This window comes from Desulforhopalus singaporensis (genome assembly GCF_900104445.1).
Lineage (GTDB): Bacteria > Desulfobacterota > Desulfobulbia > Desulfobulbales > Desulfocapsaceae > Desulforhopalus_A > Desulforhopalus_A singaporensis.
The window spans coordinates 173,244-197,909 of sequence record NZ_FNJI01000007.1 but is presented as its reverse complement, the minus strand read 5'-3'; the positions used below and the strand labels follow the sequence as shown (position 1 = coordinate 197,909).

The following is a 24,666-nucleotide window of genomic DNA, read 5'->3' as shown; positions in this document are numbered from 1 at the left end:
CATTCAAATGAATGGTTTCTTATAAAATAAGAGCTCGTTTTTGAAATTACGAAAACATAGCTCAATGCGACCAAGGTCGCGTTGGGCCCGTTTGCTTTGTTTGTTGTTATTCAGTTTTCAAGGATCGTGCTCCCTCTTTCCGAAGAAAGAGGCGCGGTACGAGTTCCGCGACGAGCTGGCTAATCTAACCGATCAGCGATTTTATGTCAATCTTTTTTTTCTTCTTTTTTCGTTCCGAAGAACTTGAAACAACTGCGATAACCGTCATGGCGCGCCCGCTGTTTGCCCGTCCCTCAGAGACCGCAGGAAAGTACTTGATTACGGCCTCTCAGTCAAGAACAAAAATGAATTATTTGCCAAAAGATTTAAAAAAGTTTTGCCGCGCTTAACTCAAGCTGACGGTCGAGGTCTTAATTTGAACGATTAATCAACGTCCTTGAGCCAGACAGACAGGGTGTCGATAATCTTCTTCGCCTGCTCCGGGCTTGAGATATTGAACTTTGACTTCATCATATATTCTCCCTGACGTTTCTGATAGCGCCGTATGGTATACATATCCTTGCCATACTCTCCGGTCTTCCGGTCAAGGTTGTTGTATCTGAACAGCAGTGTGGCCCAGGCACCTTTGGTAAGCACCTCCTTGCCCGTCTCCTTTACAATAAGAACACCATCTTCTTCATAGTTGATGGTAAGGTCGTCAATTGTCGCGTTCATGGTTCACCGTAGTTTGACTATAATGTGTGGGTTGAATAAGATATCCGGCCTGTTCCCCGGAAGGGAACAGGCCAGGTGGGTCAAGTATCTACTTCACCTTGGGATTGCTGTAAAGTCAAAGGTTGAGGCAGCCTGCAAGTTTTGTGCTTTGTTGCGCAGGGCTGTCTGCAATCAGGACTTGCGCTGCATATTGAACTTCAGTCCGCCGCTGGATCCCTCGACGGTGATATGGGGCGAGTCATGCAGGTTGCCTTCCAGGAGCAGCATTGCCAGCGGATCTTCGATCTCTTTCTGCAGGGTTCTCTTGAGCGGGCGTGCGCCGAATGACGGGTTATAGCCTTGTTCAATCAGGTAATTTTTAGCCGACTCTCTCACGTGGAGATGGATATTTTGCTGCTTGAGCCTCTTGTTGAGGCGGTCAAGCTGGATTTGCAAAATTCCCGCGAGATCGTCTCTGCCGAGTTTGTCAAAGATGATCGTCTCGTCAATCCTGTTGAGGAACTCCGGCTTGAACGTTGACAGAAGCAGCTCGTCTATGCGATTTTTAATCACGGTACGGTCTGTGTCTTCAGCCGTGGCCGATAAGATCATATTTGATCCGAGGTTTGAGGTCATGATCAGGATGGCGTTGGTGAAGTCCACTGTCCTGCCCTTGCCATCGGTCATCCTTCCGTCGTCGAGAACCTGGAGAAGGACGTTAAAGACGTCGCTGTGGGCCTTTTCTATTTCATCAAGAAGTATGACGGCATAGGGGCGTCTGCGAACCGCTTCCGTGAGATAGCCGCCCTCGTCATAGCCGACATAACCGGGGGGGGCTCCGATGAGCCTGGCAACAGAATGCTTTTCCATGAATTCGGACATGTCGATCCTGATCATGGCCTGTTTGTCATCGAAGAGAAAGTCAGCCAGGGACCTGGCAAGTTCTGTCTTGCCCACGCCGGTGGGTCCAAGAAAGATGAACGATCCCAGGGGGCGGTCCGGATCCTGGAGACCGGCACGTGCACGCCGTATAGCGTTGGCAACCGCCGACACCGCCGCTTTTTGGCCTATTACCCGTCTGCCCAACTCCGTTTCGGCGTTTATCAGTTTATCTTTCTCGCCTTCCAGCAGCTTGTCGACGGGAATGCCGGTCCATTTCGCCACGACTGTAGCAATATCCTCGGCGTCGACCTCTTCCTTGAGCATCATCTGCGACGCCTGTATTTTCTGTAGTTTTTCCTTGGCCTTGTGCAGTTCTTTTTCCAGTTGAACCTTTATCCCGTACCTGATCTCTGCAACTTTACTCAAGTTGCCTCCCCGTTCGGCACGCTGTTCCTCAAGGTTGGCATCATCAATTTTTTCCTTGATGTCCCGTATGCTCTGGATCGTCTCTTTTTCGAGAATCCACTGCGCTTTCATCGAGTTGAGATTGTCGCTGATATCAGCCAGTTTTACCTTGATCTGATCGAGTCTTTCACGGGAAACCGTGTCCCTTTCTTTTTTCAGCGCCTCCTGCTCGATTTCAAGCTTGATTTTCTGACGTTCGAGTTCATCTATCTCTGCCGGCATGGAATCGATTTCAATTCTCAGCTGGGAAGCCGCCTCGTCGATCAGGTCGATTGCCTTGTCCGGGAGAAACCTGTCGGTTATATACCTGTTGGATAAAACAACGGCGGCAACGGTGGCGTTGTCCTGGATTCTGACTCCATGGTGGATCTCATATTTTTCCTTGATGCCCCTTAAAATTGCAATGGTATCTTCCTCGCTTGGTTCCTGCACCAGCACCGGCTGGAACCTTCTCTCGAGCGCGCTGTCTTTTTCGATGTATTTGCGGTATTCATCTATGGTGGTTGCGCCGACGCAATGTAGTTCTCCCCTGGCAAGTGCCGGTTTGAGCATGTTCGAGGCGTCCATTGACCCCTCGGCGGCCCCTGCTCCGACGAGGGTGTGAATTTCATCGATAAAGAGCACTATCTCCCCGGCTTTTTTCTCCACTTCTTTCAACACGGCTTTCAGCCTGTCTTCAAATTCGCCGCGGTATTTTGCTCCTGCGACGAGCGCCCCCAGGTCGAGGGTCACCACCTGCTTGTTCTCCAGGGTTGCCGGAATATCACCGCTGACAATCCTCTGGGCAAGTCCTTCGGCGATTGCGGTTTTACCGACTCCCGGTTCGCCGATGAGGATCGGATTGTTTTTTGTTCTCCGCGACAGCACCTGGATGATCCTGCGGATCTCCTCGTCGCGACCGATAACCGGATCGATTTTTCCCTGCTTGGCCAGCAGGGTGAGATTCCTGCCGTATTTTTCAAGAGCCTGGTATTTTTCCTCGGGGTATGGGTCGGTGACCCTGTGGCTGCCTCGCAGCATGGACAGCGCCTGCAGGAAATTTTTCTCATCAACTCCCCGTTGCTGCAGCCCGTTTCTGACCTGGTCCCGTCCGTTTTTCAGAATCGCCAGGAACAGGTGTTCGCCGCTCACGTATTCGTCCTGCATCTGCTGGGCAACGTTCAAGGAAGAATCGAGTATTTTCCTGAAATCGTCAGCGGCCCAGATTTGTCCGGCCGCTCCTCCCGAGACCTTGGGCAACTGATTGAGAAAGTTGTTCAGGTCCATGAGAATCAGCGACGGGTCCACGCCCATCTTCTGCAGTACCGGCACGATGATTGTGCCGGGCTGGGTCATCAGGGCGTGGGTGAGGTGGATCGTGTTCAGTTCCTGGTGACTGTTGTTTTGGGCCAGTTGCTGGGCCGCCTTGACGGCTTCTTGGGATTTAACGGTAAATTTATCAAACTGCATGCTTTATCCTCCTGCAATTTCAGACTGGAAAGACTCAATTACAATATTGTAATTCGACTTCAGGTAGAGGATAAGTATGGGGGGGTGGGGGTGTCAAGTAGTGGAGTGGAAGGTCTTGAAATAAACAAGGCGACCCTCAGGGGTCGCCTTGTTTATGTTATAACTGCGTAAGGTTGAATCTCTAACGCTTAGCCACAGGAACCTGAACTGCAGGAACCGGAGCTGCAGCCGCCACCGGTGTTGATGGGGTTGACGGAAGTGATGCCGAACCCGGAACGAGGGCCGGCGTCGATGTAGTCGACAGTGATGCCGCCTGTGGTTACCATCAGGCTTTCTTCAACCAGAAATTTCAGATCGTCGTTATCGAAGATTTTGTCATTTGCTTTTGGCTCATCCAGAGCCAATCCCAGAGAAGGACCTGCTCAGCCTCCCTGCATCAAAGCAACACGCAATGCAGAGTCGATATTATTCGCCTGCATATACTCCTTCAGTTTCGTAACAGCGAGATCTGTTACAGTCAACTCGGACATGGATACCTCCTTAAAAATTGTTTCTTACAGACCTTCTCTTAGAAATAATAGATTGCTATACAGAGAAGCACTACTCTTTGTGAAGACCATAAGCTGTGATGCCAATTAGTCAATTGGTTGGTAACTCAAAATAGTTGCTCTTTCAATCTATGCAACTATTTTCTTAAGCGTCTGGCCCGATTTTCGGTTCATATTTTTATTTTCGTTGCAATTTTAATATAATGGCGGACAATGTTTTTTTGGAAAAGAATTCAGTTTTGCAAAATCTTGCATATAATATTGTTTTTATTGTGTAGAATTACCGCTAAGGTAAAACAACACGACACACTGTGACAGAACTTGTTCAAGAGAAATGAAAACAGCAAGAGGTATGGGGTGAAGAAAATTGTGATCTCTACCGGAGGAGGTGATGCTCCGGGGTTGAATGCGGTTATCTATGCGGTTGTTCACAGCTGTTATCGCCGTGGCTGGGAGGTTTACGGCAGCCGTAACGGATACGGGGGCTTTCTCGATACCGATGAACTGGTACAGTTGTATCCACGTGATGTGGAAGGGATCTATTCCACCGGCGGCACGATTCTCGGGTCTACCAACAAGGGCAATCCGTTTGCCACTCCCGTTGAAAACCTCGCAGGGGAAATCCAGATCGTCGATGTTTCTGATAAGATCATTAACAACTTCAAGAGGATGGGGTTTGACTGCCATATCGCCATTGGCGGCGACGGCAGCCTGGACATAGCCCATCGCTTTGCTGAGAAAGGTATGCCGGTTATCGGGGTTCCCAAGACGATTGATAACGACTTGTCCCAGACCAACAGGACCTTTGGTTTTGATACCGCAGTATCAACGGCAACAGAAGCCCTCGATAAGTTGCACTCAACGGCTAAGTCCCACAACCGGGTAATGGTGGTCGAGGTGATGGGGCGCGATTCCGGATGGATAGCTCTCTATTCCGGAATATCGGGAGGGGCCGATGTTATTTTGCTGCCTGAAATACCGTTTGATATGGAGGCGGTGTGCGATAAAATTGCCGACAATGAACTCCATGACAAGGATTACTCGATAGTCGTTGCGGCGGAAGGAGCGGTAACCCGTGACGGGCAACGTTTCAATAAGGGGAAGGGGGAACTGGGCAGGGATGAAATGATCCTCGGCGGCGTCGCCGAGTGGGTGGCAAAAGAAATCGCGCGGCGTACCGGCAAGGATACCCGATCCCTGGTTCTCGGCCATCTGCAGCGAGGCGGATCGCCGACGACGTTTGACAGGTTGCTGGCGTTGCGGTTTGGCGCGGCTGCTGTTCGGCTTGTCGAAGAGAACATCTTCGGCCATATGGTGGCGCTCATCGATTCCCAGATGGTTGCGGTGCCCATCACCGAGGCGATACAGGTACGCAAGAAAGTCGATCTCACCAGCGACAAGGTCATGACCGCAAGGGAGGTCGGCATATGTCTTGGCGATAGCAACAAGGCGCTTGCGCAGACGAAAGAGTAGTAACGGCATGAGTACTGTTTACCACGATATCTACACACTCCTTTACGATCACTTCGGCCCGCAGCACTGGTGGCCCGGGGAAAGTCCTTTTGAGGTTATGGTCGGTGCGGTCCTGACCCAGAACACCAACTGGTCCAATGTCGCTGCGGCGATTGAAAATTTGAAGGACAGCGGCCTGCTCAGCTATGAAAGGCTGTCAAGGCTGACTGCGGATGAGATCGCTCCGCTGATCCGCCCATCGGGGTATTACAACCGAAAGGCGGTGCGGTTGAAAAACCTCCTGGACATGATTGGTGAAAACTATCACGACAGTCTTGATTGTTTTCTCGGGGACAGCCTGGGAAAAAGCAGGCAAATGCTGCTCGGGGTAAAAGGTATCGGCCCGGAGACGGCTGATTCTATCCTGCTGTACTGCTGCGGTCATCCGGTGTTTGTGGTCGATGCCTATACCCACAGGGTATTCAGCAGGCATAATCTCGCCGACGAGGAGACGGACTATCACACCCTGCAGTCTCTTTTTGTCGACCGGCTGCCCGAGGATGTCAAACTGTACAATGAATACCACGCCTTGATAGTCAAGGTCGCCTCGACCTATTGCAAAAAAAACAATCCGCTCTGCGACAGATGCCCCCTTCACGGGGTGAACGGATAGGTTCGATTTTTTCGCGGCAGGGTTGGTCGGAATTTACAGTATATAAAGACCGCAGAGGGTTCGGATCGATCGGACCTTCTTTGCCGTCATTCCTGGAAAGAGAGGACCAGGTTCTTGATAAAAATCTCTATCTCGTCTTTTTCGTATTGCGCTCTGATAAGTGCTCCCCGATATTTCTCCAGTAAATTTTTTGCCCGGAGCGGGCTGTTGTGTTCCAGGTACAAACGGTAGAGAATTGATGTCAGCCGTTCGTCCAGACAATTGATGCGGTGGACACGTTCCAGGATCTCTATAGCCCTGGCGATCCGGTCATTTTTCTCGAGATTTTCCGCCCATACCGACATCGCTTCATTCAGGGTGTCGGTGAGCATATCATTGAAAGCGAGTGCGTGTTCGCTCTGGAAAGTATCTTCCGGCAGGGTCGATTGCCAGGTGTTCAGGGCTTTGCGAAATGAGTTGTACGCCTGCCACCAGTTGTCGTTTTTGCTCTGCGACAGCCCCTGCCGGGAGGCCTCAAGGAATTCCAGCGCATCGATCTGATAATTGTTGAGGTACAAAATTCCTTTTTTCAGGACCAGGTATTCTTTGGCCGGCACTTCAAAATGGAGGGAAATCAGTTTTCTGAGCCTGGTGAGCAGGGTGTCGAAACTTTTTCTTGCCTGATCGGGAGCCTTGTCCGGCCACAGTTCGAGTTGAATTTTTTCCTGTTGAATTCGCCGGCTCTTTGCCGTTACCACCAGGCCGAGAAGTTCCCGCTGGAAAGGAGTGAAATCTTTGGAGGTTAGGTTTTTTTTGCCGTCAATACCGACTGAAAAACCGTCGAGCATGGTAATTGTGAGTATTGGCATGGAAACACCCGTCCCGGTTATGGCGGTTTTGAGGTGGCATCTGCCAAGCTCTTTGGCAAAAACGGGTTCGATGTCTGCTGTGACGGCTGCGGTCAGGAGCTGTTTCAGCATGACCGGTTCGCAGGTCCAGCAATAATTGTACCCGGTCGATTTCATCAGACAGAGTCCGGCTTTGAGGTAGTCTCTGGCGGAGTCGAACGAGCGGGTCCGGTAATTCAAGTAGCTGAGATTGAGCAATGCGCAGAGTTTGAGATAGGTTGAAGAAATGGTCTCGGCAAGGGTGAGTGCCCGCTCAAGGTTTTGGGCCGCCTGTTCATATTTTCCTGCCCGCAGTTGTATCGCGCCGGTAATGATTTTGGCAAATGTACGGTGAAATGGTCCCCCGGTATCGTTTTTCAGGGAGTTTGCCTGGTTGATAACGGTGAGGGCGCTATCACTGCTATTTAAGAGGACGAGGCCGAATGCCTGCCACTGGAGGACCTGGCTTTTCATGTGACTGGTTGCAGCAACCGCGGTGGTGGCAAGAGCCGTTTCCAGCAGTTCCAGTCCCTCCAGGTGTTCTCCCTTGAAGAAACGAAGGCTTGATTCCCATATCAAAAGATACGGTGCACCAATAGTCCGGGCGACCATTTCAGGATGGGTGTTTTCCCGGATAAAAAGTTTGTGCGCACCATAGTTGTCGTCGTCGCCTGTCATGGAGAGATAGCAGAGATGCATCATTCTTGTCGCAAGCCTGTTTGTCTCCCTGACCAGCGGGCTGTTTAAAAGTGAGAAACAGAGTTCAACCTTCCTCAGGAATTTTTTTCGGTTGCCGCTGAACAGGTGGACGCAGCCGTGGATAAATTGGGTTGAGGCGATCAGGTTCTTTATGCCTAGCCGTTCTGCCAGCCTGCTCGCAAGCTTTATGAAATGACGAGCTTTTTTCATGTCACTGTTGAAAAAACAGAACCCGGAGGCGAGCTGCCGTGCCACCATAATGACCAGCTCGTGGGGGAGGTTTTGCCTATTGTCCTCAAACAGCTTCTCCGTCCGCGGCAGCAGTTTTGCTCCCCCGGCATAGTTACCGGATATTATGAAATGGTAATGAATCGCCTGGGATAGAGCGATCAATTCGCCCGGTTCGTCACCTGATACAATAAACATTTCACATGCTTTGCTCCAGAAAGACAAGGTGGTCTGCTCCATATGATCCCTGCGGCCAAGACCGTAGAACAACAGCAGCCAGGGATGCTTGAACAGGATGTTTTCAGGAATTGTCTGGAGAAGGGCGAAAACTGAATAGGCCCTGTTGCAGGCGATCAGTTCGGTTCCTTTTTCCTCGAGTATGGCCTCCATCGCCGCCCAGTTGTTGCTGTTTCGGTGGGAGGTCAAAGCCCGTTGTATCTGGTTGTTTCTGAGCCAGTAGTCCGCTTCCAGGGAGAAAACTGTTTCGATCTCCCGCCACAAGAATCTTGCCCGTCCCTCCTGCTGCAGAACTTCCTGAAAAACATGGTGAAAACGAAAAGTCCGGTTATGCTCGTCAAGGCGGTAAATGAAAGAGTTGTCCCGTGACATGGAGATAAGCAGGTCGTCGAAGTCTTTGTCACCGGAAATGGTTATAGCAAGGGAGGCCGGTACGATGTGCAGGAAAGAGAGCTTGATAAAAGTGGTATGCAGGTACGGTGGTATCCGGGCAAATATTTCCTTTTTGAAATAGTCGAGCATGCGGTCGCTGCTGCCGCGATAAGTCAGCAGAGGCTGCTGGCTGCCCTGCCTGTTTATATCCCCACTCTGCCAGAGCTTTTGCGCGCCAGAGGCCTGATGACCGGCGAGAATGACGACGCCCATTATCCAGCCGCTGGTAAGAGAACGGATCGTCACCGCTTCCTGATTACTTATTCTTGTCTTGAAGACTTCCCTGTAGAGATTTTTTATCTCACGGTGATCCAGTGCCAGATCGTCGCCGCCGAGATAGGTATTGGCAAGGTCGTTGCGGATTGTTTTGCATTTGATATCAACCGGGTGGCTGGTTGTGAAAATAAAATGCACAAGAGGAGGGGAGCGGTCGAGAAGCATTTCAAAAAACCGGTGGCCCAGACCACCGGGCTGAATCAGGTGGAGGTCGTCGAACACCAGGTAGATATCCTGTTTCAGGTATTCATTCAAATTCTTGAACAAAATTTCGATGCACCGGTCGAGATCGAGCAGCCCCGCTCCTCCTTTGTTGAAAATTTCCTGAAGATCCGGGGCATTGAAACCGTCAAGGATTGTTGTGAGATTTCTCAGCAGCAGTGACAGGAGCAGAAACGGGTCGGAGTCCTCAGGTCCTACCTGATACCAGGCGAAAAGAAGGTTATGGTTGGCTATGAACTGGGCTGCGAGAGTGGTTTTGCCATGTCCACCCTGGGCTTCGATATAGATGAGTTTTTTGTCATATGGATTGTTGGGCAGTTTGTGCTGCAAAAGGCGGCTGCGTATCAACGACTGTTCCGGGTTTATCCAGGGCGGCCAGAACTTGCCCGATGGTACTTTACGGCCTAGGGAATACTCTGTCTTACACATAGACTGATGCTGCCTGTCGGGTTCCGCTCATGGCGGGCCCTGTTGATGTTGTAGAAATTTTTTACAGATCCCCCTGAGTATGTTTGCGTCCTTTGAAGTAAGCCGGAGGCGACCCAGGAGATTTCGGATATTGGCCATCCAGTGGTCCCGTCCTTTATGGTCGAGAAATCTGATTTCAAGCAGCGACTGCTCGATATGGTCGTACATGCTTTCCAGTTCGAAAGAACCTGCCAGTTGGGGGGCCGGAGTCAAATTTTTTGGTATATGCACAATGTTATAATACAGTTCATAACAATGTATTGCAACAGCCTGTGCCAAATTTAATGAAGAAAATTGAGAAGTTGGAATGGCAGAGGTCATGTGGCAATATTTGAGGTCTTCGTTGGTGAGACCGGTATCTTCCGGGCCGAAAAGAATTGCAACCCGGTTTTTCGGCAGCAGCGGCAACAATTTGTTAACCATTTCCCGAGGGCTCTGCTGGACAAAACGCTGTTTGCCCCTCCTTGCCGTGGTCCCGACAACTACTGTAAAATCTTCAAGGGCTTGGCCGAGGTCAGGGTAGACAGGCAACTGGTCGATCAGGTGGGCCGCTTTATGGGTAGCCATTTTGGCCATTGGTTCCCTGGGAGGGATGGAGTCCCGTATGACCACCAGACTGTTGATCCCCATGTTGTAGCAGACCCGGGCGGCGGCACCGATATTTTCAGGTATTCTCGGCCGGACAAGCACGATGGTGAGGTGGTCAAGGCTTGGATGTGATTGTGACATGGTGGTTGCAGATATCTGTAGGTTTGAGGTGTACAGGCTTCAGCGCTGCTGCCGGTCGATAATTTTAAAACTCAGCTGCCTGGAGCTCGTGCTTACATCAACAAGGGTTGCCGTGACCCGGTCCCCCAGCTGATATGTCTTGGCCGTGATTTCGCCAAACAACCGGAAATTTTTCCGATCGAAAATATAATAGTCGTCTTCGAGAAAGTCGACAGGTACGATCCCGCTGACACAGAAACGGTTGATTTCAAGATAAAGAGCATGTTCCTGCACGCCGGAGATGACCGCGGAAAAGTTTTTGCCGACTTGTCCCCTCATGAAAAGGACCTTCAACCGCTCATCCATATCCCTCTCCGCCTCTATGGCGACCCTCTCCCTGGCGGAGAGATGCACGCATGATTCTTTTACAGGGCGAGCCGAATAGCCAGAGTCATCCCCCCCCCTTGCCCGTTTTTCAATAAGGGACAGCAGTTGCCGGTGGACTATGAGGTCCGGATAGCGTCTTATCGGTGAGGTAAAGTGGGTATAGTCCTGGGTGGCAAGGGCGAAATGGCCGATGGCTTCCACCGAGTAGTGGGCCTGGCTGAGGCTGCGTAGAAGAAGATTGTTGACGACGTATTCATGCTCTGTGTTTTTTGCCTCGCCGATAACTGCGGCAAACCACGAGGGCTCCGGGACAAACTCTCTGGGGTTGATGCCCAGGGTTTTAATGAAATCGATGACCTCGCTGACTTTTTCGCCGTCCGGGGGCTGATGGACGCGGAGCAGGGGAGCTGCCATATTTGCCCGCAGGAAAGCGGCCACCGCTTCATTGGCGGCGAGCATAAATTCTTCAATCATCCGGTGGGCGAAGTTGCGTTGAGCTGGGTGAATGTCCAGAACGGTGTCGTCCTCATTGAGGATTATTTCAGCCTCCAGCAGGTTGAAGTCGAGCGAGCCTCTTTTGAGCCTGCGGGTATAGAGCAGTTCTGCCAGCTGGCGGGCAAGTCCGAGCATATCTGTAAATTCTATGTTTTGCCTGCGGGCGTCGGGGTCGCCATCGATCACTATCTGTTTTACGATGTCATAGGTGAAGCGGCGGCGGGACCTTATGACTGAACGGGTGAACTCTTTTTTCTCCAGATTGCCGTGCTGGTCGAAGTCGAGTATTGCCGAGACGGTGTATCTGTCCTGGTTTTCAACCAGGCTGCAGAGATCGTTGGACAGCAGCTCCGGCAGCATCGGGATAACGCTTCCCGGGAAATAGACCGATGTTCCTCTTAAGTAGGCTTCCCTGTCTATTTCCGAGCCGGGGCTGACAAAATAACTCACGTCGGCGATTGAGACATAAAGACGAAAGCCGTGGACCGTTTTTTCCACAGCCACTGCATCGTCAAAATCTTTTGCAGTTTCCCCGTCTATGGTTACGTGACAGATATCGCGAAGGTCCGTCCTCTGGGACAGTTTGTCCTGGCCGCTGGTGATCTTCTTGAGTTCGACTTCTATTTCACCGGGGAAAACGTGGGGTAGCTCAAACTTATCAATGACCAGCTGTCGCTGGGTGTCGGGGCTGTCGCTTCTGCCGAGCACCTCAATGAGACTGCCCTTGAGTATCAGACGGGCTCTGTCCTGGCGAAAGTACCTGACCCTGACCACACTTCCGGATTGCACGTCGCGGCAGTTTTCCGGATCGAGCGTCACGATAAAAGGTATACGTCTGTCATCGGGAAAGACCCGGACATCTGCGCCGTGTTTCTCCAGCCTGCCGCACAGGGTGTCGTCGGCACGCCTGAGAATTTTTATGACAGTACCCTCCGGGCGGCTGTCCTTTTTGGTTCGCAAGACCCTTATAAGGACCTGGTCTCCATGGATTGCATCGCCCATTCGCGAGCGGGAGATGAACGGATCTCTGGCCGGCCGGGCGGGGCCGTCCTGGCTGTTCATGACCTCGACAAAACCGAATCCTTTCGGGTGCTGGGTGAGTGTTCCCGCGTAGAGAGGGGCAGCCCGGTTGAGCATGAACCGGTTTCTGCCGGTTTTCTGCACAAGATTTATGCGGACCAGGTGTTCCAGCGCTTTTATAATTCCCTTTTTCGACGGAGCAGCCTGCGCCATCTTGGCGGCGAGATCGGCGGGGGAAACCGGCTTCGGTGATGAATAAATATGGCCCAGCAGGATGTTTTCGAGTTCGGCCGGCGGAGCCGGTCGGCCTGAAGCAGCTGCGGATTTTCCATGCCGGACAGTCTTTGAGCGGAATGAACTCTTTCTTTTTTTTGACATTTCTCGAATTTTTATTTTCTCCGTTGGGAGAATTTTGTTAAGCTGAGGGTTGATAACAGGCGGTATATATATCGCTGTTTGCAGTGCAGATCGGTCGGTGCATATGCGGCTGCCATAACATTCCTGCAAACTTTGTTTATAACCAAAGATCTCTCATACGTAAACCTGGTGAATATGCGGCGCATACCTTTCGATCTTGAACTTTATCGCAATCAAATGCAAGATTTGATTCAGCATGAACCCGAGGCGGAAGTGTTCTGGCGTGCTCTTGACTTCGCTGTGGAGGCTCATGATGACCAGTGGCGCAGATCCGGCGACGCTTATATCCTCCATCCATGTTCCGTGGCGAAAATTCTCGTTGAGGAGATGGATATCACCAACCCGGAGATGCTCTCTGCCGCATTGCTCCACGATACCGTCGAGGATGTCAAGGAAGTAACCGGGGAGATTATCGGGGAACACTTCGGCAACTATGTTCGGGCAATTGTCGAGGGCTGTACCAAGGTTACGCATGTCTCGGGGGACCGGCAGGCGAACAACCGGAACACCCATCGCAAAATATTTACCGGGGCGGCGCTCCGTCCCGAGGTTATGCTGGTCAAGCTTGCCGACCGGCTGCACAACCTCAGGACGCTTCGGGCCATGCCAAAGGCCAAGAGGCAGAGAATTGCTGATGAAACGATAGATATTTATGCGCCGCTGGCAACAATGTTCGGTCTTTTCAATATGAAAAGAGAGATGTACAACCTGGCCCTGCTTTACAAATACCCCAAGCAGGGAGCCAAGATTAACAACCATATCCGGCAGCTCGAGCAATCGCCCATAGGCGAATACATAGTAGAAGAGCTGAAGAAAGCGACGGTTCGGGCGAAACTGTACTGTCGAATCAAGATCCGTACCAAGAGACTGTGGGCCTATTACGATATCGTCAGCAAGATTCTGGTGAAACAGATCGACACCCCCCTCGAGGTTCTCATAGATGTCGAAGACGTTGCCGCCTGCTATACCGCCCTGGGGGTGGTGAACCAGACGTTTAAGCCTATTCCGAGAACGATTCGTGATTTTATCGCCAACCCCAAGCCCACCGGATACCAGGGACTTCACGCGCGAGCCATTATCGAGGGACAGAAATTCCTGTTTAAGATCAGAACCGATGATATGGAGAGAAAGGCGCAGCGCGGGCTTTTTCGCAACTGGACCTCGAAAGTGGGCAAGCAGGGCCGGTTCATCCGGGAGATCCAGGAAATGTTCAATGTCATAGGAACCGAGGACGCCGTCTCCTATCGCGATGTCATCGCCGCCAGCGGGATCAAGGAGATCTACACCTACACCCCCCAGGGCGACCTGATCTGTTTGCCGGTCCAGTCGACGGTTCTCGACTTTGCTTTTCGCGTTCATACCGAGATCGGCAGAACATGCCTGGGGGCGTTGATCAGGAACAAGCGATACTCACCGGCCCATATCCTAAAAGACGGGGATATGGTCCGCATAATTCGTTCCGACCAGGCCATCCGTTTCGACCAGAACATGCTGACCCTGTGTACGACCCCCCGGGCAAGAGGCGAACTGGCGCGAGGTTTTCGCGTAAGACGGCGGAAGGTAACAAGCGATGTGGGCCTGTCAATGCTGCGCCAGGAGATGTTGCGTTACGGCATTCCTTTTGACCTGATCGAGGGAAAAGACGTGAGTGAACTGCTTACCAGGTGCTCTTCGGAATCGGTGGAGGAGCTCTATACGCGAATAGGTGAGGGAAGGGTGCGGCTCAGAAGCGTGATGGACGTGGTCAAGGATGTATTCTGGGGCGGCACCTCACCCCTTGTGACTCCTACCGGTGCGTTCAACAAAATCGAGCTGACCACCCTGGACCCGGTAACCGTCAAGTTATCCTCGTGCTGCAGGCCTACCCCCTGGGCTAAAGACAATTGCGCTCTTCTCACCCCCAACGGTCTTTCCGTGCATAATAAGAATTGCAGCAAATTCAAAGAACTGAATTTCCAGCGGGAAGACGCGGTAAATATCACCTGGAAAACCAGGAAAACAGGAGTCCGTAAACAGCAGACCCTGCGCGTGTTGCGGGCCTCGCGCAAGGATATAATGCGGATTGTCGGGTTTGCCCCCAATGAAATGGAGGTACAGAAACTGGAAATTATGTCGAGCTACTCTTCACTGTATCCCGCCTGGGAGATCGGTTTCAGGACCCCTAACCTTTATATGCTGCAAAAGGTGTTGAAGCATTTCGATAAATCAAATGTCCGGTACGAGTTTGAACTGCAATGTTGACCGGACACTCTATCGATAACCAGTTCCGTTAAGGTATTATTGTCTCTTTCACTTTATCGCCTGCAGCTTTTTCCCGACGGTAGTTGTGCAGGATCCTGCTGAGCATTTCCGGAAGATCGTTGGGTTGCCTTGAACTCCTCTTCAGCTGGGTGAGGGTCTTTTCCAGGGTGAGTTTTTCCCCCATGAAAATATGCCGCAGGATAAGAGAGATAAGCCTGGTTATTGTGGTGAGGTTCGAGATTCTCGACTGCAGGTGCCTGTCGTTTTCAAATGCGGTCGAGGCGAAGATTTCCACCGGGTTTCCGTCGATTTCGCTTACCGACACGTACCAGGTGTTTCGGTCCCGGTCGGTGGTGCGGTATCGCACGCCGTCAAGTACGTCGGGAAGTTCAGGGTCGCTGTATCCGTCCAACAGTGCTGGCCCGGGTTGATGGTGGTCGGCGAGATCAGCGAGGTTGCGTAGCAGCTCCGGCGACTCCTTGACCGCCTGGATAACCGAGTTGCAGGCTGCGCAGATATTGTTTCCCTTTACCGGGAGCAGTTTTTTCTTCTTTTTGCAAATGTCGCAAGCTCTATCTGTCTGGTACATTGTCTCTTGGCACCGGTTGGAATGTGAATTGACATTGGAACAGCTCCGTTGATATCCTGTTCTCCGTATTACAACGGTATCCGTTGTTGTTACACCTGGAAAAATAGCAATCATCCGAATGATAGATGGACAATACCATTAAATGAAACCGGCGGCAACCAGACTCCGGGGTTGCATACGACTATCAAAAGCAGTTCATCTGTCGATTGTGAAAGGTAAATTCATCGCCAGTTCTTAGCCAGAATCGTTCCAGCGGTGGTCCGGATCGGTATCTTTTATGTATTGTTGGAGCAACTGCCTGAATTTTCTGCCGCTGACTTCTCTTGCCCCGAATCTTTTGAGATGGGCTGTCGTCATCTGGCAGTCGATCAACCTGTACCCCTGCTGCAGCAGGAATTCCACAAGCCCCATAAGGGCAAACTGGGAGCCGCATTTTATCCTGGAAAACATCGATTCCCCGAAAAATACCTTGCCCAGGGCTATGCCGTAGAGGCCGCCACCAAGTTGTCCCCGGTGCCAGCACTCCACCGAATGGCAATATCCAAGTTTGAAAAGACTGTTGTACGCATCGATCATCTCCGGAAGAAGCCACGTCTCATCGCCGGCTTCGGTCCTGATTGCGGCGCACTCCCTGATCACTTCGGCGAACGCACTATTTCTGGTAATTGTGACCCCGGTGCTGCGTGCGTATCTGGCAAGTCTTTTAGGTACGTGAAATTCCTTGGGGTCGATGATTAACCGGGGGGAAGTAAACCACCACAGGATCGGGTCCCCCTGGGAATACCAGGGGAATATTCCTCGGCTGTAGGCGGCAATGAGTCTTGCGGGGCTGAGGTCTCCGCCGACGGCAAGCAAGCCTCCGGGGCCGGCGAGTTCCGGCGGCGGAAACCGAATTGATTCATCGAGTTGGAAAACGGGCATGATAAATAAATTTTTGTTGTATAAACTGGTGTCACCGACTTTATTGCACTGTTTTATCATTATTTATAAAACAGTGCAGGAAGAATTGGAGCCAGAATACTATTTCTTTTTGTTTATCGAGTGGTGTATCATGGGGCCACTCTGATTTTTTGCAAAAGACTATCTACCTATTGTACCACGCTATGACTGTAACGTATTTTTCCACGACTCAACTTGAAGACATTCAATCTGGGATCAATGAAGCTGTGGAAAACAATACCCACCTCCTGGTCCTGACAGGTGAAGAGGGCGTGGGCAAGACCGTGTTGTGTGCTCAACTGACCAGTGACCACGAAGGTCTGTATCGGCCGCTTTTTTTTCCCGCCAGCGGCGATTCTTTTGAAGAGGTGGTACGCGCCATTGCCGAAGAACTTGGCGTTACCGGTAACGCGGAAAATCAAAGTAGACCGTTTGACGATATTCTTGCTTCCATCATTGATTACATGCACAGCATGGAAAAACCGGTGCTGCTGATCTTTGATGGAGCTGAAAATATCTATCTGGCGACACTGGAACGCATAAGAAGGCTGCTGGACAGGGTGGTCGAGTCAGGGGGGCGGCTCAGCATCCTGTTTTCTGGCAGAGCCGCGCTTGTCGAGAACATGAAGCAGCTGGCGATGTGTAATTTCAAAACTGTCGACCATGCCCAGTTTGCGATAGAGCCGCTCACCGAACGGGAAACGGAAAAATATCTGCATTTTGTCTGCGGCCCCCTTGGCGCAGCCGAGTGTGAACATCTTTTTACCAGGGAAGTCGTCGAGACTGTCTACAGTGGTTGTGCGGGCAATTTCAGGGCGGCTGCGGCTGTTGCCGAAGAGGTGGCGAAGCTGCAAAAAGATGAGGCGGCCTTGCAGATGTTTCTGGCAACTGTTGCCGGGGAAGCAGAGGACAATTCCGGTGAGAGTCTGCTTGGCGTGTTCCGTAATCTGGGCGGCCGATACAACCGATACCTGGCGTGGTCGGGGGCGGCTCTGATGCTGTTTTTCGGAGTGACTTTCTTTTTCGCCGGCGACCGGGACGACGCTGCAATGGGACAGCCGGAAGGGGAGAGGCAAGAGGAAATTGCCGCTACAGCGCAGGATCAGCTGACATATGAAGATGAATACATCGTAAAGACCACTGAAGGTAAAGACCTCAGCCTCAACTCTTCTGCGAAAGCTCCCGGTGTGGCTGAAGAAGGACCAGAACTGCAGCAGGCAGAGGACCAGGTTTTACCTGAGCAGAACAGTGGAGCCGACAAGGTTGGTCAAGATCAGGTCTCGCAGCGTGAACAGTATCCGCCCAATCCGGAAAACAAGGTGGTCAAGCCTGAACCGGAACAAAAGCAACAACCCGTTCTATCATCCGGTGGGGTGACGGAAAAAGAGGCGATGGCGCAAGAAGACCAAAAAGCCAAGGATACCGGTGATGATGTCGACATTGTACTGCTGGAGCCGCGCAGACAGAAGAAAAAAGAGAGTGTAGCCGCCCCCCCGATTGTTGAGTTGCTTCCTTCCGGCTCTCTTAAGAGAAAACCGAAGTGGCAGGTTGACACTGTAATGGACGAATTGGCTGAACCGATTGACCGCCAGATTGTTTCGGTGGAGCGGGTCAAGAGTGTGCCGCGGCCCCATGAGGCCAGGATTTTATCCCGTTCCGCTACCACCGTCTCCGCCGTGGATGTCCTCTACCTGTCCCGGCTCACCGCCGGCACCACCTGGCGGGGAGGACTGAAAAACAATATGTATACGGTTCAACTCATGGTCCTGACCGCCGATGAAGCCGAAAATAATCTCAAGGACATGCTGGCCCAGGATCGTTACCGCCGGGAGGCAGGGAATTTCTATATTTTCGAAAAGGACGGGGCACCGGATGAGATATGGGTGTTCTACGGTGAATATGAAAATATAGCCAAGGCCAGGCTGGCGCAGAACAGTCTGCCGCCGTTTCTGCGGCAGCACAGGCCGTATGCCCTCTCCATCAAAGGAGCGATGGCTAAACTCCAGAGATAGTTCACTACATAGGGTTGTTGTCTTATCCTGCGGGCGGTGACCCTGCAAGGTTCTTGTCCTGGTTGATCATTTTTTCTTTTCCGATCCCTTCTGGCCGGCAAAATATGGGTAGGGTTTCCAGTAAATTTCTGAAATCCTGGAGGTAATTCTGGTAACCTTGTTTCCCACTCTTTCCAGGAAATAGTATAGCGTGGGCACTACGACCAGTGTGAGAAAGGTTGCCACCAGCAGGCCGAACACAACAACTATTGCCATGGACTGCCACCACTGGCTCGATTCGCTTACCCACGACACCGCACCCTTGTGAAAATCAAAAGATACTCCGGTAATCATGGGGATAAGTCCTAAAATAGTGGTCACGGCAGTAAGCAGCACCGGCCTGAGCCTGGTGGCACCCGCGGCGATCACCGCATTGCGCAGCTCCATTCCCCGGTCACGGAGCTGGTTGGTGTAGTCGAGCAGGACTATCGCGTTGTTGACCACGACTCCCGCAAGAGAGATAACGCCGACTCCGGTCATGATTATGCCAAAAGGAGACCTGAAGAGGGTGAGTCCGAGAAATGCGCCGCCAAGGGAAAGAATCACCGAAGTCATGATGATAAACGGCTGGGTTATCGAATTAAACATCGAAACGAGGATCAAGAAAATAAGCAGCAAGGCGACGAAAAAGGCTTTGGTGAGAAACTCCTCGGATTCCTGCTGGAATTCAAATTCCCCGGTGAAGGTGAGCTTATATCCTGGTGGCAGCGGGAAATTTTTTAAAATTTCCGCCGCCTGCGCCCGGGCGACGGGGCCCGGAATCTTGGTTTCGTCGACATTGGCTTTTACCGTCACCACCCGTTCGTTGTTAATGCGGTTGATATCGCCCATGGTACCGCTAAATGAGATTGTGGCGACCGTCGACAAGGGAACCATTTGTCCCGATGGGGTGGGAAGCAGCAGTTCATGGAGCACGTTTACCACCCTGCGATCCGAATCGTCGAGCTGGACGGTAATATCGTAATCCTCGTCTCTCTCCCGGAAGGACGAGACTTCAAGGCCGTTGTAAGCGCTTTTCAGGGCAAAGCCTATCAGGTCGGTTGTCAGGCCGAAGAGGGCCGCTTTCTGCCTGTCGATCAATACCTGTACCGAGGGGATGCCTTCGATAAAGTCGTCCCGGACGTCTTCAACGTGGGGGACCTGTTTTAAAATCTCTTTTATCTTCTTGGCAATCTGTCCCAGGACATCGAAATTATCACCGGCTATCTCGATGTTTATCGGTGCCCCGGTCGGCGGGCCTTCTGCCTCCATGGCTATGGTGATTTCACCCCCTGGGATATTCTTGACCCGTCTGCGTATATCGGCAACCGAGTCGTGGGTGGAACGCCAGCGGTCTTCAAGTTCCAGAAAACGCACGCCCACGTGGTTGGGGGTGTTTGGCGAAAACGCGGAACTGCCCCCAGATGAAACCACGCCTCTCATGTAAATACTCTTAATGTTCTTGAGGTCGCTGGGAGACTGGTAGGTCTCACCTTCCGGCGTGGTGTATGTGTGGGAGACCATGGAAGACGGCAGCGTTGTTTTCGATTCTTCGGTTATCGCCCCGCCACCACTATTACCGGCAACCGCGTTCTCGATACGCCTGATTATGGTATCAATATAGTCGATATCGGCGCCCTCCGGCATGTCAATATTGACAAACAGTCCCTTGGGATCAATTTCAGGGAAAAATTCCACCGGTTTTTCAAGGCCGACCGTCAGCAGCCAAACCTGGAACATCACGATCAGTACGCAGAAACCGGTGAGAATAGTGGTGACGGGTTTGTCCAGCGCATTGCCGAGGGTGGCGGTGTACCTTTTGAGGAGAAAACCTTTGACGGCTACCGGCCGTGACACCGCACTGGAAATATCTGCCAGGCTGTCCGGGGCTGGTTGTTGCGAACCTTTTACTTTCATGAACAGGGAGGCAATTGCCGGGTTTATCACCAACGCCACGAAAAGACTCGACGAAAGGGTGATGATAAGAGTGAGCGGGAGGTAGCTCATGAATTCTCCCATGATCCCGGGCCAGAAAAGCATTGGCGAAAAGGCGGCGAGGGTCGTCACGGTCGAGCCTATAACCGGGTAGGCGACTTCCCCTGTTGCCCTGGTGACCGCTTCGATGCGTCCTGCTCCCTGCTCCATGAACCGGTAGCAGTTCTCGATGATCACTATCGCGTTGTCGACCAGCATGCCAAGGGCCAGGGTCAGGCTGAACAGCACGACCATGTTGAGGGTGATTCCCAGAATCGACAGTACGGTAAAAGTGATCAGCATCGAAAAAGGGATCGCCAGGCTGACCAGGATGGCATTGCGAATTCCCATTACAAAGAAGATGACCAGCAGTACCAGAACCAATCCTGAGAGAATATTGTTCTCAAGATCGGCGACCATCATCTTGATGTCCCTGGCCTTGTCCAGGACTTTGGATATCTCGGTTCCCTTTGGCCAGGCTGCTTCTTCTCTTGCAATAATGTCGTCCACCGCAGCGGAGATCGAAATGATATTTTCTCCCAGCCTCTTTTTTACGGAGATATTGACGGCTTCCCTGCCGTCGAGCCGTGAGATGGAGGTCTTCTCCTTGAAGCCGTCAACGATCCGGGCGACGTCCTTGAGGTAGACGGGTTCTCCGTTGTGAACCGAGATAACGAGGCCGTAGATCTCTTCAGGCGTTTTGAATTCGCCGGGTATCCGCAGTTGAAAGCGCCCCTGGCCAAGCCTGATGTTGCCGCCTGAAGTGTTGGTGTTCTCACTCTTGACGATCTGCTGCAGGGTGTTGATGCTCAGCCCGTAGTAGGCAAGTTTTTCAGGGATGACCTCGATCCTTATTTCCCGCTCAAGCCCACCGGTAACTTCCACCTCAAGGATTCCTGGAACCCCCTCGATCTCGTCCTTGAGGTCGTCGGCGAGGGTTTTGAGGCACGGCAGGCCGCAGGTACCCGAAAGCGAATAGATCACGATCGGCATTTCCGAAAAATTGACTTCAAATACCGAGGGGTCGTCCTCCAGGTCACCGGGCAGCGATGTCTTTGCTTCGTCCACTTTGTCTTTTACATCCTGGATGGCCTGGTCGATATCGGTACCGGTGACAAATTCGACGTTTATGGAAGAGAGTCCTTCCGAGCTCACTGACTGTATCTTTTTGACGCCATCGAGCCCCTTGAGTTTTTTTTCTATCTCGATGGTGATGGCCGTTTCGATATCGGTGGGCGAGACACCCCGGTAGTCTGTGGATACAAATACGTTGGGAATCGTTATGTCCGGATCGCTTTCACGGGGAAGAGTCATGTAGCAGTAGACCCCCGATATGATGAGCATCAGGGCGAGCACTACCACCGTGGTACTTTTCTTTACGGCGATATCGGAGATAATCATAACGTCATACCCGTAGTGGACGAGACGGTTTTAACCACATTTATCCTCTGCTGATTTTCCACATCCCGATGGCCCTCGACGAGAACCTTGTCACCGGGCTTCACCCCGTCGATAATCTGGACCTTCCATCCCTCCATGATGCCCAGGGAAACGTTGCGCCTGGTTGCAACTCCGTTTTCCTCGACGAATACGAATTTCTCGTCATTTCTTGATATGACCGAGTAGAAGGGGACGGCCAGTCCATTCTCGACGTGACTTTTTACAAGATCGGCCCGGACGAACATGCCGGCGAGTATCGAACCGTCGGGATTATCGATTTCAAGTTCGAGGTTGTACAGCCGTGCGGTGGTCTCGGGAGAGGGGGAAAGAAAATGTTTTTTCCCGGTAAAGACCCTGTTGTCAAGGGCCTGGATAGTGATGTCGACCCGGTCCAGTTTCTGCACCGCGGTCACATCAGATTCGGGGATGCCGATGATGGCTTTCATTCTGTCGACTTCAAGAATTTCCGCAACAGGATCGCCGACCGACAGCTGCAGTCCTACTTTGGCTTCCATTTTGCGGATGACCCCGTTCATCGGTGAAGTGACAATTGTTCTTGAGAGCATCAGCCTGGCGTTGTCATAATCCGCCTTTGCCGTCTCCATCCTGGTGAGTTTGGTATCAAGGGCGGAAATGGGGGTGACTCCCTTATCGTAAAGCGACTTATCTCTTAAGTATTCGGATTGCGCGAGTTTGTAGGCGGCTTTTGCTCTATCGACAGCAATTCGGAAATCATCGTCTTCTATCCGGGCCAGAACATCGCCTTTTTTAACCGAATCCCCCTCGTTGACCAGAACCTCTGTAACGGAACCGTTGATTTTGGCCATAAGCAGGAGGTTTGTCCATGGTTCGACGGCGCCGGGCAGGTTGATGCGGTCACTGATCGGACCGGGGGAGACGATATAGGTGACAACATTGACAGGAGGTCTTTCGTTGGGAGTTTCTGCCGCCTTGTTGGCCGCGACTATTCTGCTCTGTTCCTTGATTGTGCTCATCAAAAACAGAATAAGGACAATCAGGCCGAGCAGGACAAAGCGAGGGAAATTGCTCCATAAAAAGTAGACAACCTTGCCGCGGGGGTCTGCAGGAGGGGTCGGTTTAGCCATTGTTTTTCTCTAGTTTTGTCAAAGTGAAAGGTGGTGGGCACAGCCCTTCGAGAAGCTGGGTGAACAGCGACGTCATTGCCTGTTCAACCCCGTCGATCGGTAATCTGCCGGTGTACCATGAAGAGACGACCATTACAAAGAGACTGTGAAAATGTTCGGTGATATGCAGAATTTCGATATCACGGCGGAGTTCGCCGCGCTGCTGGGCTCTTTCCAGGATCGGAAAAAGCATTGAGAAAAAATTATTTTCAAGCCCAGCATTTCCAGCAGGGTTTTGCTTATCGGGAAAAACCGATTCCCGCATGAACAACCGGCCGAATTCTGGGTTCCGGGTCACCTGCCTGAATTCAGCCATGTAGATGGTGACCATCTGCTCGAGAATCGGCGTGTCCCTGTTGGCGCGACCGAGGAGTTCGTTGTGGACCAGTTCCAGCTCATCATCGTAAAATCCCTTGACTATATCTTTCTTGTTCTGAAAGTAGCTGTAAAAGGTACCCTTGCCGACCCCTGCCGCGCGAGCGATTTGTTCTATGGAAGTGTTCTCGTAGCCGTTTTTGCGAAACAGCGAGATCGCCGCCTGCAGAATTGCGTTTTTGTTCTTCTTCTTCTTCTTTTCCCGTACTGACATGTCGAGCTCCGTGGTAAAAAAAATGACCGCAGTCGAAATTTATAATGGGTGCATTGCCAACGGTCAAGGGAGAAAATGACCGCGGTCGAAAAAATCTGGTGGATTTTTTTGTAACTCATTGAAAATATATCTATTATATTTGTCATGTTTTGTGTCAGGCGGAAGCGATCGGCAGTAGTGGCGGTGGAGTTGTTCCAGGAATTTCTTATAATAACGCGATTGGTATGGTATTATTTGCCCTTTTCAGGTGAATTATTCAAAAGGTGACAGTTATGGGATTACAGGTGGAGGTAAGCGCGTGGCTTGAGCAGGTGGTCGTTCTGCTGCCCGTCGGATATGCTTTTGGTGCGGGCATGGTGTCTGCCGTCAACCCTTGTGGTTTTGCCATGCTGCCGGTCTATCTGTCTCTTTATCTGGGGGCGAATGACACCACGTTCAAGGGCCGATCAATCGGGTACCGGATTTTGAAATCATGCTGGATCGCCGCGGTGGTGACCGCAGGATTCGGGGTGCTGTTCGGTCTTGTCGGTGTCGCTGTCTCAGCCGGCGGCAGTTTTCTCATGGAGTTTATGCCCTGGCTGGCCGCCATTGTCGGTGGCGGTCTTGTCCTGCTAGGATTCTGGCTTCTGCTCGGACGCACCTTCGGCGCCCATTTCCTGCAGAGAATTGGCACGAGAATAGGTGATCCCCGGGACATTTCGGTGTCAGGATTCTTCCTCTTCGGCATGGCCTTCGGTGCCACGTCGATGGGCTGTACCCTGCCTATCTTTCTTATGGTGGTGGGAAGTTCTGCCACCAGTGGTAATTTCGCTGCCGGTATTCTGCAATTTTTCAGTTATATTATTGGAATGGGCAGTGTCATTCTGCTGCTGACCCTGGGCATTGCCCTGGTCAGGGAAGGGGTGGTCGTGGGAGCCATGCGCCGAACCCTGCCCTATATCCAGAAAGTATCCGCCCTGTTCCTCATTGTCGCCGGCGGGTATATCGTCTATTACTGGTTTTCATCGGGGCTTCTCTTTCATCGGTGAAAATCTTGGTAGGGAAAACTTCAGTAACTTTATATATGTAGCTTTCCTTCTCCATATAATTTATTGTCAAGATA

Annotated in this window: 16 protein-coding genes; 5 read left to right on the top strand and 11 right to left on the bottom strand. The window is 51.7% G+C overall.

From position 1 onward, the window contains the following. Positions 1-423: 423 nt before the first annotated feature. The 3 genes from BLQ17_RS06860 to BLQ17_RS23490 form a co-directional block, all read right to left on the bottom strand. Entirely contained in the window at positions 424-714 is a 291-nt protein-coding gene (locus BLQ17_RS06860; protein ID WP_092221180.1) for a hypothetical protein, read from the bottom strand. A gap of 171 nt (positions 715-885) precedes the next feature. After that, positions 886-3,489, bottom strand: coding sequence for an ATP-dependent chaperone ClpB (clpB, locus tag BLQ17_RS06855; protein ID WP_092221179.1), 2,604 nt, complete (start codon positions 3,487-3,489; stop codon positions 886-888). A 188-nt stretch (positions 3,490-3,677) separates the two neighbouring features. Further along, on the bottom strand, positions 3,678-4,019 hold the full coding sequence (locus tag BLQ17_RS23490) for an IscA/HesB family protein (protein WP_342674180.1): 342 nt from the start codon (positions 4,017-4,019) through the stop codon (positions 3,678-3,680). Between the two features lie 375 nt (positions 4,020-4,394). On the opposite strand from BLQ17_RS23490, the gene BLQ17_RS06840 reads away from it, so the two are divergent. Next, positions 4,395-5,510 (top strand): 6-phosphofructokinase, encoded by a 1,116-nt coding sequence (locus BLQ17_RS06840; protein ID WP_092221173.1) that lies wholly within the window; start codon positions 4,395-4,397, stop codon positions 5,508-5,510. Between the two features lie 7 nt (positions 5,511-5,517). After that, positions 5,518-6,162, top strand: a complete 645-nt coding sequence (locus BLQ17_RS06835) for an endonuclease III domain-containing protein (protein WP_092221171.1) — start codon at positions 5,518-5,520, stop codon at positions 6,160-6,162. Positions 6,163-6,248: 86 nt separating this feature from the next. Here BLQ17_RS06835 and BLQ17_RS06830 read toward each other — a convergent pair whose 3' ends face one another. The 3 genes from BLQ17_RS06830 to rnr are packed head-to-tail and all read right to left on the bottom strand — an operon-like array spanning position 6,249 to position 12,578. Further along, positions 6,249-9,551 carry an AfsR/SARP family transcriptional regulator gene (locus tag BLQ17_RS06830; RefSeq protein WP_143005451.1) on the bottom strand — a complete coding sequence of 1,101 codons (3,303 nt, stop codon included), beginning with the start codon at positions 9,549-9,551 and terminating at the stop codon, positions 6,249-6,251. Between the two features lie 27 nt (positions 9,552-9,578). Beyond that, a complete protein-coding gene (locus tag BLQ17_RS06825) occupies positions 9,579-10,319 on the bottom strand; it encodes an RNA methyltransferase (protein WP_092221167.1) in 741 nt (246 codons plus the stop codon). 39 nt (positions 10,320-10,358) lie between these two features. Further along, the gene (gene rnr, locus BLQ17_RS06820; RefSeq protein ID WP_092221165.1) at positions 10,359-12,578 is read right to left on the bottom strand and encodes a ribonuclease R; all 2,220 of its coding nucleotides are present in this window, start codon (positions 12,576-12,578) and stop codon (positions 10,359-10,361) included. A 216-nt stretch (positions 12,579-12,794) separates the two neighbouring features. On the opposite strand from rnr, the gene BLQ17_RS06815 reads away from it, so the two are divergent. Further along, positions 12,795-14,858, top strand: a complete 2,064-nt coding sequence (locus tag BLQ17_RS06815) for an HD domain-containing protein (protein WP_245695016.1) — start codon at positions 12,795-12,797, stop codon at positions 14,856-14,858. A 28-nt stretch (positions 14,859-14,886) separates the two neighbouring features. Here BLQ17_RS06815 and BLQ17_RS06810 read toward each other — a convergent pair whose 3' ends face one another. Continuing rightward, on the bottom strand, positions 14,887-15,447 hold the full coding sequence (locus tag BLQ17_RS06810; protein WP_092221159.1) for a TSCPD domain-containing protein: 561 nt from the start codon (positions 15,445-15,447) through the stop codon (positions 14,887-14,889). A gap of 234 nt (positions 15,448-15,681) precedes the next feature. Further along, a complete protein-coding gene (aat, locus tag BLQ17_RS06805; protein WP_092221206.1) occupies positions 15,682-16,368 on the bottom strand; it encodes a leucyl/phenylalanyl-tRNA--protein transferase in 687 nt (228 codons plus the stop codon). A gap of 182 nt (positions 16,369-16,550) precedes the next feature. On the opposite strand from aat, the gene BLQ17_RS06800 reads away from it, so the two are divergent. Beyond that, entirely contained in the window at positions 16,551-18,398 is a 1,848-nt protein-coding gene (locus tag BLQ17_RS06800) for an AAA family ATPase (RefSeq protein ID WP_092221155.1), read from the top strand. 66 nt (positions 18,399-18,464) lie between these two features. Here the strand turns inward: BLQ17_RS06800 and BLQ17_RS06795 are convergent, their stop codons facing one another. The 3 genes from BLQ17_RS06795 to BLQ17_RS06785 are packed head-to-tail and all read right to left on the bottom strand — an operon-like array spanning position 18,465 to position 23,564. Next, positions 18,465-21,791, bottom strand: coding sequence for an efflux RND transporter permease subunit (locus tag BLQ17_RS06795; RefSeq protein ID WP_092221154.1), 3,327 nt, complete (start codon positions 21,789-21,791; stop codon positions 18,465-18,467). Beyond that, entirely contained in the window at positions 21,788-22,936 is a 1,149-nt protein-coding gene (locus BLQ17_RS06790) for an efflux RND transporter periplasmic adaptor subunit (protein WP_092221151.1), read from the bottom strand. The genes BLQ17_RS06795 and BLQ17_RS06790 overlap by 4 nt, the downstream gene beginning before the upstream one ends. Continuing rightward, positions 22,929-23,564, bottom strand: a complete 636-nt coding sequence (locus BLQ17_RS06785) for a TetR/AcrR family transcriptional regulator (protein WP_092221149.1) — start codon at positions 23,562-23,564, stop codon at positions 22,929-22,931. The genes BLQ17_RS06790 and BLQ17_RS06785 overlap by 8 nt, the downstream gene beginning before the upstream one ends. A gap of 272 nt (positions 23,565-23,836) precedes the next feature. On the opposite strand from BLQ17_RS06785, the gene BLQ17_RS06780 reads away from it, so the two are divergent. Continuing rightward, a complete protein-coding gene (locus tag BLQ17_RS06780) occupies positions 23,837-24,592 on the top strand; it encodes a cytochrome c biogenesis CcdA family protein (protein ID WP_092221146.1) in 756 nt (251 codons plus the stop codon). Positions 24,593-24,666: the final 74 nt, after the last annotated feature.

Coding starts and splice junctions, on each gene's coding strand:
- BLQ17_RS06790 (WP_092221151.1), bottom strand. CDS start 22,936: ATGGCTAAACCGACCCCTCCTGCAGACCCCCGCGGCAAGGTTGTCTAC.
- rnr (WP_092221165.1), bottom strand. CDS start 12,578: ATGTCAAAAAAAAGAAAGAGTTCATTCCGCTCAAAGACTGTCCGGCAT.
- clpB (WP_092221179.1), bottom strand. CDS start 3,489: ATGCAGTTTGATAAATTTACCGTTAAATCCCAAGAAGCCGTCAAGGCG.
- BLQ17_RS06830 (WP_143005451.1), bottom strand. CDS start 9,551: ATGTGTAAGACAGAGTATTCCCTAGGCCGTAAAGTACCATCGGGCAAG.
- aat (WP_092221206.1), bottom strand. CDS start 16,368: ATGCCCGTTTTCCAACTCGATGAATCAATTCGGTTTCCGCCGCCGGAA.
- BLQ17_RS06780 (WP_092221146.1), top strand. CDS start 23,837: ATGGGATTACAGGTGGAGGTAAGCGCGTGGCTTGAGCAGGTGGTCGTT.
- BLQ17_RS06795 (WP_092221154.1), bottom strand. CDS start 21,791: ATGATTATCTCCGATATCGCCGTAAAGAAAAGTACCACGGTGGTAGTG.
- BLQ17_RS06800 (WP_092221155.1), top strand. CDS start 16,551: ATGACTGTAACGTATTTTTCCACGACTCAACTTGAAGACATTCAATCT.
- BLQ17_RS06810 (WP_092221159.1), bottom strand. CDS start 15,447: ATGTACCAGACAGATAGAGCTTGCGACATTTGCAAAAAGAAGAAAAAA.
- BLQ17_RS06860 (WP_092221180.1), bottom strand. CDS start 714: ATGAACGCGACAATTGACGACCTTACCATCAACTATGAAGAAGATGGT.
- BLQ17_RS06785 (WP_092221149.1), bottom strand. CDS start 23,564: ATGTCAGTACGGGAAAAGAAGAAGAAGAAGAACAAAAACGCAATTCTG.
- BLQ17_RS06835 (WP_092221171.1), top strand. CDS start 5,518: ATGAGTACTGTTTACCACGATATCTACACACTCCTTTACGATCACTTC.
- BLQ17_RS06815 (WP_245695016.1), top strand. CDS start 12,795: ATGCAAGATTTGATTCAGCATGAACCCGAGGCGGAAGTGTTCTGGCGT.
- BLQ17_RS06825 (WP_092221167.1), bottom strand. CDS start 10,319: ATGTCACAATCACATCCAAGCCTTGACCACCTCACCATCGTGCTTGTC.